General features: G+C 69.4%; 11 protein-coding genes. 7 read left to right on the forward strand and 4 right to left on the reverse strand.

Annotation, left to right across the window (positions count from 1 at the left end; genetic code table 11):
• Positions 1-7 precede the first annotated feature (7 nt).
• Positions 8-541, reverse strand: a complete 534-nt coding sequence (locus OWM54_RS00810) for a DUF2378 family protein (RefSeq protein WP_223749937.1) — start codon at positions 539-541, stop codon at positions 8-10.
• A gap of 58 nt (positions 542-599) precedes the next feature.
• The gene (locus OWM54_RS00815; protein WP_267696341.1) at positions 600-1,700 is read right to left on the reverse strand and encodes an ankyrin repeat domain-containing protein; all 1,101 of its coding nucleotides are present in this window, start codon (positions 1,698-1,700) and stop codon (positions 600-602) included.
• A gap of 237 nt (positions 1,701-1,937) precedes the next feature.
• Between OWM54_RS00815 and OWM54_RS00820 the strand changes: the two genes are divergently transcribed.
• The 5 genes from OWM54_RS00820 (at position 1,938) to OWM54_RS00840 (ending at position 10,888) form a co-directional block, all read left to right on the forward strand.
• Positions 1,938-3,800 carry a methylmalonyl-CoA mutase family protein gene (locus OWM54_RS00820; protein ID WP_267696342.1) on the forward strand — a complete coding sequence of 621 codons (1,863 nt, stop codon included), beginning with the start codon at positions 1,938-1,940 and terminating at the stop codon, positions 3,798-3,800.
• Positions 3,800-5,989: a methylmalonyl-CoA mutase gene (scpA, locus tag OWM54_RS00825; protein ID WP_223784422.1), complete on the forward strand. Its 2,190-nt coding sequence runs from the start codon at positions 3,800-3,802 to the stop codon at positions 5,987-5,989. Before OWM54_RS00820 ends, scpA begins: the two co-directional genes overlap by 1 nt.
• Positions 5,986-6,969, forward strand: coding sequence for a methylmalonyl Co-A mutase-associated GTPase MeaB (gene meaB, locus OWM54_RS00830; RefSeq protein ID WP_267696343.1), 984 nt, complete (start codon positions 5,986-5,988; stop codon positions 6,967-6,969). Before scpA ends, meaB begins: the two co-directional genes overlap by 4 nt.
• Positions 6,970-7,044: 75 nt before the next feature.
• Positions 7,045-10,512: a methylmalonyl-CoA mutase family protein gene (locus OWM54_RS00835; RefSeq protein WP_141325055.1), complete on the forward strand. Its 3,468-nt coding sequence runs from the start codon at positions 7,045-7,047 to the stop codon at positions 10,510-10,512.
• Between the two features lie 58 nt (positions 10,513-10,570).
• Positions 10,571-10,888 (forward strand): hypothetical protein, encoded by a 318-nt coding sequence (locus OWM54_RS00840; RefSeq protein WP_046713547.1) that lies wholly within the window; start codon positions 10,571-10,573, stop codon positions 10,886-10,888.
• Positions 10,889-10,906: 18 nt separating this feature from the next.
• Here OWM54_RS00840 and OWM54_RS00845 read toward each other — a convergent pair whose 3' ends face one another.
• Positions 10,907-11,533 carry a TetR/AcrR family transcriptional regulator gene (locus OWM54_RS00845; protein WP_223749942.1) on the reverse strand — a complete coding sequence of 209 codons (627 nt, stop codon included), beginning with the start codon at positions 11,531-11,533 and terminating at the stop codon, positions 10,907-10,909.
• A 62-nt stretch (positions 11,534-11,595) separates the two neighbouring features.
• Here OWM54_RS00845 and OWM54_RS00850 point away from each other — a divergent pair, with 62 nt between their 5' ends.
• Positions 11,596-12,021: a PaaI family thioesterase gene (locus OWM54_RS00850; RefSeq protein WP_223749943.1), complete on the forward strand. Its 426-nt coding sequence runs from the start codon at positions 11,596-11,598 to the stop codon at positions 12,019-12,021.
• On the forward strand, positions 12,018-12,551 hold the full coding sequence (locus tag OWM54_RS00855; protein ID WP_267696344.1) for a pyridoxamine 5'-phosphate oxidase family protein: 534 nt from the start codon (positions 12,018-12,020) through the stop codon (positions 12,549-12,551). The genes OWM54_RS00850 and OWM54_RS00855 overlap by 4 nt, the downstream gene beginning before the upstream one ends.
• Before the next feature lie 224 nt (positions 12,552-12,775).
• On the opposite strand, the gene OWM54_RS00860 is transcribed toward OWM54_RS00855, so the two are convergent.
• On the reverse strand, positions 12,776-14,260 hold the full coding sequence (locus OWM54_RS00860) for a DEAD/DEAH box helicase (protein ID WP_267696345.1): 1,485 nt from the start codon (positions 14,258-14,260) through the stop codon (positions 12,776-12,778).
• Between the last annotated feature and the right edge of the window lie 388 nt (positions 14,261-14,648).

Consider the following 14,648-nt stretch of genomic DNA (forward strand, 5'->3'; position numbering starts at 1 on the left):
GGGGGCTTCACCAGCGAAGACGCAGGTCGAAGCCCTCGGTGCCCTCGTAGCGCTCCACCTCCACGGTGGCCGTGGAGGCGCCCGCCTGCTTCAGCGCGACCTCACACGTGCCCGCGGCGGCCTCGGCGGGGAAGACGTAGCCGCGGAACTTCGCGCGCCAGACCTGCGGACCCAGGTTCTCCACCGTGATGTCCACCGGCTCCATCACCGAGCTGAAGCTGAGCGCCACGCGCTTCATCGCCCGCTCGGGTCCCGCCACCTTCAGCGCCATGCCCACCACCCGGCCCACCAGCGTGTCGAAGTACTTGCGGACCAGGTCTCGCCCCAGCTCCCGCTGAGCGGCCTTCGGCGCGAGCCCCGCGTACGTCGTGCGCAGCGCCACGGCCTGACACGCGGCGAAAACGGACGCGGGATAGGTGGCGCGGGGCTTCTCCACGTCGTAGCCCGCCGCGAGGAGCTCGGCGCGCTGGGCCGAGTCGGGGTTCATGCAGCGAATCAGCGACTCGAACAACGTGGACTGGACTTTGACTTCGGTCGGCATTCGGGCCGTCACCCTAGGGGCAATCGCATCATCCGGTCATGACGCGTTGGTTCAAGCACTAGGAGTCAACGCGCTCCTGGACCTCGAAATGCCCCGCCTTGACGACATGCTGTTTCACCACGAGCTTCGCGGTGCGCAGGGTGCCCCGGACCTCGAGCGCGTAGTCGTTGTTCCTCGCCTCGACGAGGGAGGCGTCCAGGTCGCCGCCGATGATGACGGGCCCCTCGGTGTGGAAGGCCTCGCACTGGAAGGAGCCCCCGACGAACAGCGAGGCTCCGACAGGGTTGGCGGCCTTGCCCTTCACCGTCAGGTTGCCCGTCACCAGCAGCGACTTCACGGTGAGCGGACCGTTGAGCTCCAGGTCTCCGTGGTGGGCATGGGAGTCCTTGGAGAGCTTCTTCACCGACTTGTTCTTGGGCGCCTCGGCGCTGACGGCCTGGATGAGGCCGATGGCGGCGAAGACCAGGTCGGGGTTCATGGAGGAGCGGGACTCGATGCCCTCGTAGAGCTCGGCCAACGAGACGGCGTGGGCCTCCACGAAGACGGCGTCCATGATGCCGCGGAGCATCTCCCAGGACGCTGCGCTGACACCCGCGGGCGGCTCGCTGGAGAGGTACTTCATCACCTTCTCCTCGGAGAGACCCTTGAGCTTCTTGGGGGGCGGCGGACGCTGGTCCTTGGTGGGCAGCAGCAGTTGCACCAGCATGGCCGGGACACCGCGGCTGTGACGCGAGCTCCGGGCGATGCGCAGCGCGCTGCTGCCGAACGGTGAAGGGGTCCGCGGGTCCACGCCCTGGTCGATGATGAAGCGCACGACGCGGTCCGCGCCGAACTCCGCCGCGCGGTGCAGCGGCATCTCGTTGCCATGGGCCACGCGAATGTCCGCGCCGTGGGCCATGAGCAGTTGGATGAGCGCCACGTTGTTCTGCGTGACGGCGGTCAGGAGCGGCGTGTGGTGGTTCTGGTCCGCGAAGTCCAGGCTCAGCCCCGAGGCGAGCACCTGACGGATCTCCTCGAGCGTGACCTCGTTCTCCGCCTGCTCCTTCGCCAGTCGCTGCTCGTAGTCAGCCGGGTCCCAGGGCCGGATGTGGTCTTCGATGAAGTTGTGGCTTCGGACCTTCCTGATGAGGTTCAGGAACTCGTACTGTTGCTGCGTCATGGCGTGCGCACCCGGTGGATCGTCCGGGTCAGCCTTCTCGCGCCTCGCGGGTGAAAGCAACCCCTGTCCGCCCGGCGTCCCACCGGCCCATGACTCCCGGCTTGTTGACACCCCGGCGGCCGGGGCGATGCCAACAAGGCCCTCCCCCGCTCGCCGCCATTGAACGGGCGCGTTTTTGCGCCTATGGGACGGGGACGGCCGCCCTGTCATCGGCCACATCCCCCGCGAGGACACAGCATGTCGCAGGTGCCTCTTCACATCGCCGCCGAGTTTCCGGCCCGCACTCTCGAGGAGTGGCGCCGGCTGGTGGACAAGGACCTGAAGGGCAAGCCCTTCACGGTGCTCCAGTCGCCGCTGGAAGGTGGACTGGCGCTCCAGCCCCTCTACGCGCAGGCGGACACGGCCGCGCCACAGCCGCCGGGCGTCGCCCCCTACGTCCGGGGCACCCAGCCCCTGGGCCACACCGAGGGCGGCTGGCTGCTGTGCCAGGAGTACTCCGAGCCGGACGTCACCCTCGCCGCCGAGGCCCTCCGCACGGACCTGGAGCGAGGCACCCAGGGTGTCTGGCTCTGCCTGGGCGAGGCCCATGGCATCCCGGTGAAGGACGAGGCCACGCTGGCCCGACTGCTGGCCCACGTGCCGCTGGACCGGACTCCCGTGCACCTGGAGCCGGACTCGGCGCCGCTCGCCACGGCGTCCCTGCTGCTGGCCGTGGCCGACAAGGCGGGCGTCAAGCCGAGCGGCTCGCTGGGCATCGACCCCTTGGGCATCCTCGCTCGCACCGGCGCGCTGCCGGAGGGCGTGGCGGCGGTGCTCGCGGAGGCCGCGCCGCTCGTCACGTCGCGGGCCCAGAGCGCGCCGGAGCTGCGGGTGCTGCTGGTGTCGACGCGGGCCTACGCGGACGCGGGGGCCACGTCGGTGCACGAGCTGGCGTGGGCCATGGCCACGGGTGTGGAGTACCTGCGCGGAATGGAGCGCGCGGGCGTGGCGGTGGACGTGGCGGCGCGCTCGGTGCAGTTCGCGCTGTCCGTCGGCGGCCAGTTCTTCCCGGAGATCGCCAAGCTGCGCGCCGCGCGGCTGTTGTGGGCCAAGGTCGTGGCCGCTTCGGGTGGCTCGCCCGAGGCGCAGGCGATGCGGCTGCACGCGCGCACCGCCCTCGGCACGAAGACGCAGAGAGACCCGTGGGTGAACATCCTGCGCGCCACGGCCGAGTCCTTCGCCGCCGTGGTCGCGGGCGCGGACAGTGTCAGCACCTCCCCGTTCGACGAGCCGCTCGGCACGGCGGACGAGGGCGCGCGCAGGCTCGCGCGCAACACGCAGCTCATCCTGCGCGACGAGTCGAGCCTCAACCGCGTCGCGGACCCCGCGGGCGGCAGCTACTACCTGGAGCAGCTCACCTCGGAGCTGGCGCGCGCGGCGTGGACGGAGCTGCAGCGCATCGAATCGCTCGGCGGCCTGGAGAAGGCGCTGGCCCAGGGCGACATCGCGAAGGTGCTCGCGGAGACGCGGGCCGCGCGTGAGAAGGCCGTGCGCAGCCGCAAGCAGCCCATCGTGGGCGTGAGCGAGTTCCCTTTCCTGGGCGAGGCGCCCGTGCGCCGCGAGGCCCGGACGCGGAGCACCGTCGCGAGCAGCGAGGGACTGAAGCCCACGCGCATCGCGGAGCCCTTCGAGTCCTTGCGTGACGCGAGCGACCGGTACGTCGCGGCCCACGGACAGCGGCCCACCGCGTTCCTGGCGAGCCTGGGCACGGTGGCCGAGCACACGGCGCGCTCCACGTGGGTGGTCAACGCGCTGGCGGCCGGCGGCATCGAGTCGAAGGAGAAGCACGGCTTCGCGGACCCGGCGGCGGTGGTGACGGCCTTCGCCGAGTCGGGCGCGACGCTCGCGGTCATCTCCGGTCCGGACGCGATGTATCCCGAGTGGGTGCCCGCGCTGACGGCGGCGCTGAAGGCGAAGGGCGCGCGCACGGTGGCGGTGGCGGGACGCCCTGGTGAGCACGAAGCCGCCTTCCGCGCGGCCGGCGTGGACCTGTTCATCTTCGCGGGAGCGGACCTGTTCGCGCTCCTGAACTCGCTGCACGCGCAGCTCGGAGTGGCCTGATGAGTCCCCACGTCCCGAACTTCTCCGGCATCGCCTTCGATGCGCCGGAGACCCAGCCGACCGCCGCCGCGCTCGAGGCGCAGCGCGAGAAGGCCCGCGCCACGCTGAAGGACGCCGAGCACTGGGACACGCCCGAGGGCATCCCCGTCAAGGCGGTGTACACGCCCGAGGACCTGGCGGACGTCGAGCACCTGGGCTCGCTGCCGGGCCTGCCGCCCTTCGTGCGCGGCCCCTACTCCACCATGTACGTGCAGCAGCCGTGGACGGTGCGCCAGTACGCGGGCTTCTCCACGGCCGAGGCGTCCAACGCCTTCTACCGCCGCAACCTCGCGGCCGGTCAGAAGGGTTTGTCCATCGCCTTCGACCTGGCCACGCACCGGGGCTACGACAGCGACCATCCGCGCGTCGCCGGTGACGTGGGCATGGCGGGCGTGGCCATCGACTCCATCAAGGACATGCGCATCCTGTTCGACCGCATCCCGCTCGACCAGATGAGCGTGTCGATGACGATGAACGGCGCGGTGCTGCCCATCCTGGCGCTCTATGTGGTGGCGGCCGAGGAGCAGGGCGTCAAGCCGGAGCAGCTCAGCGGGACCATCCAGAACGACATCCTCAAGGAGTTCATGGTCCGCAACACGTACATCTACCCGCCGGGCCCGTCGATGCGCATCATCGGCGACATCTTCCGCTTCACCGCGGAGAAGATGCCGCGATTCAACAGCATCAGCATCAGCGGCTACCACATGCAGGAGGCCGGAGCGACGCAGGACCTGGAGCTCGGCTACACCCTGGCGGACGGTGTGGAGTACGTGCGCGCGGGGCTCGCGGCGGGACTGGGCGTGGACGCGTTCGCGCCGCGCCTGTCGTTCTTCTGGGCCATCGGCATGAACTTCTTCATGGAGGTGGCGAAGATGCGCGCGGCCCGGATGATCTGGGCCCGGCTCATCAAGGGCTTCAGCCCCAAGAGCGACAAGAGCCTGGCGCTGCGCACCCACTCGCAGACCTCCGGCTGGAGCCTCACCGCGCAGGACGTGTTCAACAACGTGGTGCGCACGTGCGTGGAGGCCATGGCCGCGACGCAGGGCCACACGCAGAGCCTGCACACCAACTCGCTCGACGAGGCCATCGCCCTCCCCACGGACTTCAGCGCGCGCATCGCCCGCAACACGCAGCTGTATCTCCAGCTGGAGAGCGGCACCACGCGCGTCATCGACCCGTGGGGCGGCAGCTACTACGTGGAGCGGCTCACGCACGAGCTGGCGCAGAAGGCGTGGGGACACATCCAGGAGGTCGAGGCGCTGGGCGGCATGACGAAGGCCATCGAGGCGGGGCTGCCCAAGCTGCGCATCGAGGAGGCCGCGGCCCGCACGCAGGCGCGCATCGACTCCGGCCGTCAGGCCATCATCGGCGTGAACAAGTACCCGCCCGAGCGTCCCGACAACATCGAGATCCTCAAGGTGGACAACTCCGCGGTGCGCGAGGCGCAGATCGCCCGGCTCAAGGAACTGCGCGCGGAGCGCAACGCGGACGACGTTCGCCGCAAGCTGGAGGCGCTCACCGAGGCGGGCCGGCGCAACGAGGGGAATCTCCTGGCGCTCGCCATCGACGCGGCGCGCGCGAAGGCGACGGTGGGAGAGATCAGCGACGCGCTCGAGAAGGTCTTCGGGCGCTACGAAGCCACGGTGAGGAGTGTGTCCGGCGTGTACTCGAGCGAAGCGGGCAAGGACGCCCAGGGCATCACCGAGGCCCGCGCCGCGGCGGACGCGTTCCTCGCGCGCTTCGGCCGCCGGCCTCGCATCCTCATCGCCAAGATGGGCCAGGACGGGCATGACCGAGGACAGAAGGTCATCGCCACCGCGTTCGCGGACCTGGGCTTCGACGTGGACATCGGCCCGCTGTTCCAGACGCCCGAGGAGTCCGCGCGCCAGGCCGTGGAGAACGACGTGCACGTGGTGGGCGCCAGCTCGCTGGCGGCGGGACACCTGACGCTGGTGCCGCAGCTCAAGCGCGCGCTGAGCGAGCTGGGCCGCGAGGACATCATGGTCGTCGTGGGCGGCGTCATCCCCGCGCAGGACTACGACGAGCTGCGCGCCGCGGGCGCCGCCGCCATCTTCGGCCCCGGCACGGTCATCTCGAAGGCGGCCCTGGAGCTGCTGGAGAAGCTGACGGCGGCGCAGGAGGAGGCGTGAAGCAGCTGACGGTGGACGCCTACGTGGACGGCGTCCGCTCGGCGGATCGCTCCGTGCTCGCGCGCGCCATCACCCTGGTGGAGAGCGGACATCCGCGCCACCAGGCGCTCGCGCAGGAGGTCCTCACCCGGCTGCTCCCCTTCACGGGCGGCAGCCGGCGCATCGGTATCAGCGGTGTTCCCGGCGTGGGCAAGAGCACCTTCATCGACGCGCTGGGGATGCACCTGGTGGGCGCGGGACGGCGCGTGGCGGTGCTCGCCATCGACCCGTCGAGCACCATCTCCGGCGGCAGCATCCTGGGCGACAAGACGCGCATGGCCCGGCTGTCGCGCGAGGCGGCCGCGTACATCCGCCCCAGTCCGTCCAGCGGCACGCTGGGCGGGGTCGCGCGCAAGACGCGGGAGACGCTGCTGTTGTGCGAGGCGGCGGGCTTCGACGTGGTGCTGGTGGAGACGGTGGGCGTGGGCCAGTCGGAGACGGTGGTCGCCGACATGGTGGACTTCTACCTGGTGCTGATGCTCGCGGGCGCGGGCGACGAGCTGCAGGGCATCAAGCGCGGCATCCTCGAGGTGGCGGACATGCTCGCCATCAACAAGGCGGACGGCGACAACCTGCCGAGGGCCGAGCGGGCCCGCGCCGAGCTGCGCGCCGCGCTCCACCTGATGCGTCCGGGCAACGAGCCCGTGGTCACCACGTGCAGCGCGCTGGAGGGCCAGGGCATCGGCAAGCTGTGGGAAGCGCTGGAGGCGCAGGTGGGCAAGCGCGTGGCCTCCGGGACACTGGAGCAGCGACGGCGCGCGCAGCAGGTGGGCTGGATGTGGTCCATGGTGCAGGACGGTCTGCGAGCGGCCCTGCATGCGAACCCCACGGTGGCCGCCCTGGTGCCGGTGCTGGAGGCGGAGGTCCGCGAGGGACGCGCCACGCCGACGTCCGCCGCACTGCGGGTGCTGGAATCCTTCCTCCCGACATCGAGGGCTTGACAGTCCGCGTCGAGCCCCGGCGGGCCCCGCTTCAATCGCTTGCCCGACATCCACCGCGCTCCTACTGTACGCGCCGTGCGAAACGTCCAGTTGACCCCGGTCCCCGGGCCCTACAAGCCGCGATTCCACGTGCGAATCGTGACGGCCGCCTCCCTGTTCGACGGGCACGACGCGGCCATCAACGTCATGCGCCGCCTGATGCAGGCCTCGGGCGCCGAAATCATCCACCTGGGACACAACCGCTCGGTCGCGGAGATCGTCGACTGCGCCATCCAGGAGGACGCGCAGGGCATCGCGATCACCTCGTACCAGGGCGGTCACGTCGAGTTCTTCAAGTACATGATCGACCTGCTGAAGCAGCGCGGGGCGAACATCAAGGTCTTCGGCGGTGGCGGTGGCACCATCCTGCCAACGGAGATCGAGGAGCTCCACGCGTACGGTGTCACGCGCATCTACTCCCCGGATGACGGGCGGGCCATGGGCCTGCAGGGGATGATCGACCACCTCATCCAGGAGTGTGACTTCGAGAAGCGCCCGGCGGACTTCGCGCCGACGGCGGCGGCGATGCCGGTGCGCGAGCCGATGAAGATCGCCTCGCTCATCACCATCGCGGAGAACTTCGCGTCGGTGGGAGACCAGCTCCGCGACGCGATGACGAAGCTCAGCTCGAAGCAGCCGCGCGTGCCCGTGCTGGGCATCACCGGCACTGGCGGCGCGGGCAAGTCCAGCCTCGTCGACGAGCTGGTGCGGCGCTTCCTGGCGGACTTCCCGGACAAGACGCTGGCGGTGCTGTCGGTGGACCCGTCGAAGCGCAAGTCGGGCGGCGCGCTGCTCGGCGACCGCATCCGGATGAACGCCATCGACAACCCGCGCGTGTACATGCGCTCCATGGCGACGCGGCAGAGCAACCTCGCGCTGTCCAAGCACGTGGGCGACTCCATCGAGGTGTGCAAGGCCGCGGGCTTCGACCTCATCGTGGTGGAGACCTCCGGCATCGGTCAGTCCGACACCGAAATCACCGAGCACTCGGACGTGTCGCTCTACGTGATGACGGCCGAGTACGGCGCGGCGACGCAGCTCGAGAAGATCGACATGCTCGACTTCGCGGACGTCATCGCCATCAACAAGTTCGACAAGCGCGGCTCGCTGGACGCGCTGCGCGACGTGCGCAAGCAGTGGAAGCGCAACCACAACGCCTTCACCACGGCGGATGACGCGGTGCCCGTGCACGGCACCATCGCGTCGCAGTTCAACGACCCGGGGATGAACCAGCTCTACCGCGCCATCATGGACGCGGTGGTGAAGAAGACGGGCGCCCCGCTCCAGTCGCACCTGGCCCAGACGCCGGGCATGAGCGAGAAGAAGTGGATCATCCCGCCCGAGCGCACCCGCTACCTCGCGGAGATCGTCGAGACGTGTGAGGCGTACGATGCCTTCGCCCGCGCGCAGGCGGCCATCGCCCGGCGGATGTACCAGCTCCACGGCACCATCGAGGCGCTGCGGCAGAACGTCGGCAAGAAGCGGCTGGAGATCGTCGAGCCGAAGGACGCGTCCGACGTGGTGCACGTCACCGAGCGCGTCGAGGGCGAGCCCGCGTACCTGAGCGAGCTGGTGGAGCTGTACAAGGACCTGGAGTCGCGGCTGGACCCGGATTGCCGCCGGCTCCTGAGCGAGTGGCCCGCGACGAAGCGGCGCTACGCGGCGTCCAAGTACCAGTACCAGGTGCGCGACAAGGTCATCGAGCTGGACCTGTTCACCGAGTCGCTGTCACACCTGCGCATCCCGAAGATCGCCCTGCCCCGCTACGAGGACTGGGGTGACATCCTGATGTGGCTCCTGCGCGAGAACGCGCCCGGTGCGTTCCCGTTCACCGCAGGCGTCTTCCCGCTCAAGCGCGAGGGCGAGGACCCGGCGCGCATGTTCGCCGGCGAGGGCGGCCCGGAGCGCACCAACAAGCGCTTCCACTACGTTTCGCGCGGACTGCCGGCCAAGCGCCTGTCCACGGCGTTCGACTCGGTGACCCTGTACGGCGAGGACCCGGACCACCGGCCGGACATCTACGGCAAGGTCGGCAACTCGGGCGTGTCCATCGCCAACGTCGACGACGCGAAGAAGCTCTACTCGGGCTTCGACCTGGCGGACCCGACGACGTCGGTGTCGATGACCATCAACGGCCCCGCGCCGATGCTGCTCGGGTTCTTCCTGAACGCGGCGGTGGACCAGCAGTGCGAGAAGTGGATCCGCGCCAACAACAAGGTGGAGGAGGTCGAGCAGAAGATCGACGCGCTCTACCAGAAGCGTGGCGTGCCGCGTCCGCGCTACCAGGGTGAGCTGCCGCAGGGAAATGACGGGCTGGGGCTCTTGCTGCTCGGCGTGTCTGGCGACGAGGTGCTGCCGCGCGAGGTGTACGAGAAGATCCGCGCGTCCACGCTCCAGCAGGTGCGTGGCACGGTGCAGGCGGACATCCTGAAGGAGGACCAGGCGCAGAACACCTGCATCTTCTCCACGGAGTTCGCGCTGCGGCTGATGGGCGACATCCAGCAGTACTTCACCGACAAGAAGGTGCGGAACTTCTACTCGGTGTCCATCTCCGGCTACCACATCGCGGAGGCCGGGGCGAACCCCATCTCCCAGCTGGCCTTCACGCTGGCCAATGGCTTCACCTTCGTCGAGTACTACCTGTCGCGCGGGATGGACATCGACGACTTCGCGCCCAACCTCTCGTTCTTCTTCTCGAACGGGATGGACCCCGAGTACACGGTGCTCGGCCGCGTGGCGCGTCGCATCTGGGCCAAGGCCATCCGCGACAAGTACGGCGGCAATGATCGCTCGCAGAAGCTGAAGTACCACATCCAGACGTCGGGCCGTTCCCTGCACGCGCAGGAGATCGCCTTCAACGACATCCGCACCACGCTGCAGGCGCTGCTGGCGTTGAACGACAACTGCAACTCGCTGCACACCAACGCCTACGACGAGGCCATCACCACGCCCACCGAGGAGAGCGTGCGGCGCGCGCTGGCCATCCAGCTCATCATCAACAAGGAGTTCGGCCTGTCGAAGAACGAGAACCCCAACCAGGGCTCGTTCATCGTCGAGGAGCTGACGGACCTGGTGGAGGCCGCGGTGCTCACCGAGTTCCGCGCCATCTCCGAGCGCGGCGGCGTGCTGGGCGCGATGGAGCGCATGTACCAGCGCTCGAAGATTCAAGAGGAGTCGCTGTACTACGAGACGCTGAAGCACGACGGCTCGCTGCCCATCATCGGGGTGAACACATTCCTGGACCCGAAGGGCTCGCCCACCGTGACGCCGCCGGAGGTGATTCGCGCGACGAAGGAGGAGAAGGACTACTCCATCACCTCGCGCGACGCGTTCTGGAAGCGCAACGCGGACGTGGCTCCGGCCGCGCTGGAGGCCGTGAAGCGCGCGGCGCTCGACAACGGCAACATCTTCGCCGCGCTGATGGACGCCTGTAAGGTCTGCACGCTGGGGCAGATCTCCCGCGCCCTGTACGAGGTCGGCGGGCAGTACCGGCGGAACATGTAGTCTGTCAGCGCGCTGAGCGCCCCACGTCTCCTCGAGGAACTTCTCGAGGAGACGTGACATGGGATGGATGACGGACGCACTTCAGGCGCTGACACAAGGCAAGGACATCACCGTACGCCCCAGGGGTGGCTCGATGCGCGGAGTCATCGAGGACAACCAGCCCGTGACGCTGGCTCCGGTGAATCCGTTGGAGGTGCGCGCGGGAGATGTCGTCTTCGTGCGCTGGAAGGGCGGCGCGCTGCTCCACCTGGTCAAGGACGCCACGCCCGAGCGCGTCTTGATTGGCAACGCGCTGGGGAGGATCAACGGGTGGGCACGGCGCTCCGATGTGCTCGGACGGGTGGCACGGATTCATCCGCGGACCTCCGGGCCTTGAGGCTCGGAGCCGCGTGACTCAAGGTCGTCGCGGTGTCGCCCCACCCTTCCGTGCGCTCGTGGGGCGCTTTTCGACGGACTGCCAGGCCGCACGGGCCAGGACGGGTATCGCGGTGCGCGGGTCGGTCTTCGTCCTGCCAGCGAGCCACTCCCGGAGCATCTCCTGCGCCGGTCCCCGGAGGATGGCGAGGAAGAGCTCGAAGGGCATCTCGTCGAACGTGCCGTCGCGGACGTGGCCCTGCCACCAGTCCTTGAGCTGACGGAAGAAGCCCTTGTTCTGTTCGCGGATGCGCGTCTCCGCCGCGGTGACGGCGGCCCCACTTCGAGCCTCCACCAGGAAGCGGGCGGCGTCGGGACGCGACAGGGACCAGTCCAGGTGGTGGCGCACCAGCGCCTCGATGCCCTCGCGCGCGCCGGGATGCTGCTCCAGTTCCTTCAAGAGGCCCGTCTGGTACTCGCCGAGCACCTCCAAGTAGAGGGCGGCCGCGATGGCCTCCTTGCTCTCGAACAGGTGGTAGATGCTCCCCGTGCTGGCCCCGGAGCGCTCTCGGATGGCCGCCATCGTCGTGCCCTCCACGCCTCGCTCCAGGAAGCACTCGAGCGCCGCCTTGAGGACCTCTTCTCTCCGGTGACCCGGGTTGCGCATGGCCGCACCCTACATTAGAACATCATTCTAGAACGATGTTCTAGTCAGCCCGGGAGGGCACCGTGGACTCACTCATGGAGATTGGGCAGCAGCTCCTCGCCAGGCAGGGCTTCAGCAACCTGATGGGGACCCGGCTGACGCGGTTGACGAAGGGCGAGGTGGAGCTCGAACTGCCCATGCGCCCGGAGCTGCGCCAGCAGTATGGCTTCGCGCACGGCGGCGTCCTGAGCTACCTGGCCGACAACGCGCTCACGTTCGCCGGTGGCACCGCGATGCTCGACGTGCCCATCATCACGTCGGAGTTCAAGATCAACTACGTGCGGCCGGCGCTCGGCCATCAGCTCGTCGCCAGGGCTCGCGCGGTGCACACGGGACGACGACAGTCGGTGTGCCAGTGCGAGATCTTCGCGGTCGACGACCAGGGGGAGACGCTGGTCGCCGTGGCGCAGGGCACCATCGTCGTGATGGGGAGCAGCAAGGAGTCATGAGCGCCCTGGCACCTGCTGACCTCGGCACCACCCTGCCCCGGGATATCGGGGAGCAGTGGACGCGAACGCGCCAGCTGTTCTCGCGGGCCTTCGCCAGCTCGCTCCACTTCTCCATCGCCACCGTCGACGAGGATGGAGCACCCCATGTCACGCCCATCGGCTCCGTGCTGTTGGGTGAACCTGGCCGTGGGGTGTTCTTCGAGGTCTTCACCCGACGGCTCTCGAGGAATCTCGCACGCGATGCGCGGCTGAGCATCCTCGCCGTGGACAGCGGCAGGGGGTTCTGGCTCCGCTCGCTGTTCAGGGGACACTTCGCGCGGGTGCCCGCCGTGCGACTCGTCGGCCGCGTCCTCGGGTCGCCCCGTCGCGCCACGAACGAGGAGCAGCAGCGCTTCGCGAGACGGGTGAGCGCGGTCCGCTGGATGAAGGGGCATGACCTGCTGTGGGGCCGACTCGAGTTCGTCCGCGACTTCGCGGTCGAACGAATCGAGCCCGTTCACCTCGGCGGGATGACGGCCCACCTCGAGTAGGCAGGTCCGGCCCGAACCCGACAACCGCCGAGCCCTGCGCGCGGACTCAAGCGTGAGTCCGTGCCGCACCCAGGCTCAGCGTCGAGGCTCGAAGGCGATAGCGCCACGAGCGCTCGCACCGTTGCACGAGGAGGCGCCTCCAGCGCGATGACGCGGGAGGCGACTTTCCACGCGGCACCCGTCACCCCTCAGGAAGGAGTCACGGATGCCACGGAGCCACTACCTCACAGCCACTTTGGCGCTTCGCGACGCGCGGGAGGCGCGTCAGCGGGCTTCGACGGCCCCGCGGAGGCCGCGGGCCTGGGCGAGGAGCCACCCGGTCCACGCGGCGCCTGCGCATTGCCACGGTTCGGACCCGAGCCACCCGGACGCGCCGAGCGATTGCCGCCCTCGGACCGACCCTGGCCACCGCCGCCACCGCGGCCACCCCGACGACGACGCGAGGCACCACCGGGCGCGTTGCCACCCCGGCCACCACCGCCGCCCTGCCCGCCTCGCGCCTGCGCGCCAGGATTCGGACCGCGCGACACCGGCGCCTCCACCGTGGCCGAGGCCCCGGGACGCGGCGGCGCCATGCCCGAGCGGTACGGATGGTCCTCCACCACCGGCACGCTGCGCCGGATGGTCCGCTCGATGTCGCGCAGGTACGCGCGCTCCTCACCGTCGCAGAAGGACACCGCGGTGCCCGTCGCACCCGCCCGGCCCGTGCGGCCGATGCGGTGCACGTACTGCTCCGGCACGTTCGGCAGGTCGTAGTTGACGACGAAGCTCAGCCCGTCGATGTCGATGCCGCGCGCCGCGATGTCCGTGGCCACCAACACGCGCAGCGTCCCGGAGCGGAACTCGTCCAGCGCGCGCTCACGCGCGTTCTGGCTCTTGTTGCCGTGAATCGCCGCGGCCGTCACACCCGAGCCCTCGAGCTGCTTGGCCACGCGGTTCGCGCCGTGCTTGGTGCGCGTGAAGACCAGCGCCCGCGAGATCTTTCCGTCCTTCAGCAGGTGCGTCAGCAGGCCGCGCTTCTGCTCGCGCTCCACGAAGTACACCTGCTGCGCCACCGTCTCCGCGGTGCTGGAGACAGGCGTCACCTCCACGCGCACCGGGTCCGTCAGCAGGTTGCGCGACAGGTCCACGATCTCAGGCGGCATCGTCGCGCTGAAGAACAGCGTCTGACGCTTCGCCGGCAGCGCCTTGATGACCTTGCGCACGTCGTGGATGAACCCCATGTCCAGCATGCGGTCCGCCTCGTCGAGCACGAACACCTCGAGCGAGCGCAGGGACACGTAGCCCTGGTCCATCAAATCCAACAGACGGCCCGGCGTCGCCACCAGCACGTCCAGGCCCCGCTGGAGCGACTGCACCTGCGCCGCCTGCCCCACGCCGCCGAAGATGACCGCGTGCTTGAGCGGCAGGTTCTTGCCGTACGTCATGAAGCTCTCGCCCACCTGACCGGCGAGCTCGCGCGTCGGGGTGAGCACCAGGCAACGAATCGGTCGGTGCCCGCCCGCGGGCGCCTTCGCGGACAGCCGCTGGAGGATGGGCAGCGCGAACGCCGCCGTCTTCCCCGTGCCCGTCTGCGCCACGCCGAGGACGTCCTTGCCCAGCAACGCGTGGGGAATCGCCTTCGCCTGGATGGGCGTGGGGGTGGTGTAGCCCTCCGCCTTGACCGCGCGCAGGAGGGTGTCGTGAAGCTGCAGTTCGTCGAAAGTCATGTCTTCCTGGGAAACAGTGAGCTCACCGCCTTGCGGTGGTGAGCAAGCCCGCGCAGCGCGCTCTTCCGACCCATGCCGGAGGCGCCTGGCGGTGCGCGGCCGGACCTCACTGGGTCCGGACCACTCGGGGAACGTCAGGGAACAGGGAGGCTGACCCACCCATTCCGACGTCTTGGCGCGAGACCCTGCCCGCTCCCCGGGCCAAAGTCCCGCGGAATCAACGGCGGGGTGTACGTTTTGCGCCACTCCCCTCGGGGGCGCCAGGACGCCCGCCTGGTCTCCTGTCTGACGAGAAGGCTCGCGGCTTGTACCCACGTACAAGCAAGAGAAATCGCTCGCGCTCGAAAACAACGAGACCCCGGGCCGATACGAGCCCCGGGGCCTCCTG

Origin of the sequence: Myxococcus sp. MISCRS1, from assembly GCF_026626605.1 — a bacterium.
GTDB classification, from domain to species: domain Bacteria; phylum Myxococcota; class Myxococcia; order Myxococcales; family Myxococcaceae; genus Myxococcus; species Myxococcus fulvus.

Bases quoted from the DNA above. Each gene is read 5' to 3' on its own strand.
- OWM54_RS00810 (WP_223749937.1), bottom strand. From the start codon at position 541: ATGCCGACCGAAGTCAAAGTCCAGTCCACGTTGTTCGAGTCGCTGATT.
- OWM54_RS00815 (WP_267696341.1), bottom strand. From the start codon at position 1,700: ATGACGCAGCAACAGTACGAGTTCCTGAACCTCATCAGGAAGGTCCGA.
- OWM54_RS00820 (WP_267696342.1), top strand. From the start codon at position 1,938: ATGTCGCAGGTGCCTCTTCACATCGCCGCCGAGTTTCCGGCCCGCACT.
- scpA (WP_223784422.1), top strand. From the start codon at position 3,800: ATGAGTCCCCACGTCCCGAACTTCTCCGGCATCGCCTTCGATGCGCCG.
- OWM54_RS00840 (WP_046713547.1), top strand. From the start codon at position 10,571: ATGGGATGGATGACGGACGCACTTCAGGCGCTGACACAAGGCAAGGAC.
- OWM54_RS00845 (WP_223749942.1), bottom strand. From the start codon at position 11,533: ATGCGCAACCCGGGTCACCGGAGAGAAGAGGTCCTCAAGGCGGCGCTC.
- OWM54_RS00855 (WP_267696344.1), top strand. From the start codon at position 12,018: ATGAGCGCCCTGGCACCTGCTGACCTCGGCACCACCCTGCCCCGGGAT.
- OWM54_RS00860 (WP_267696345.1), bottom strand. From the start codon at position 14,260: ATGACTTTCGACGAACTGCAGCTTCACGACACCCTCCTGCGCGCGGTC.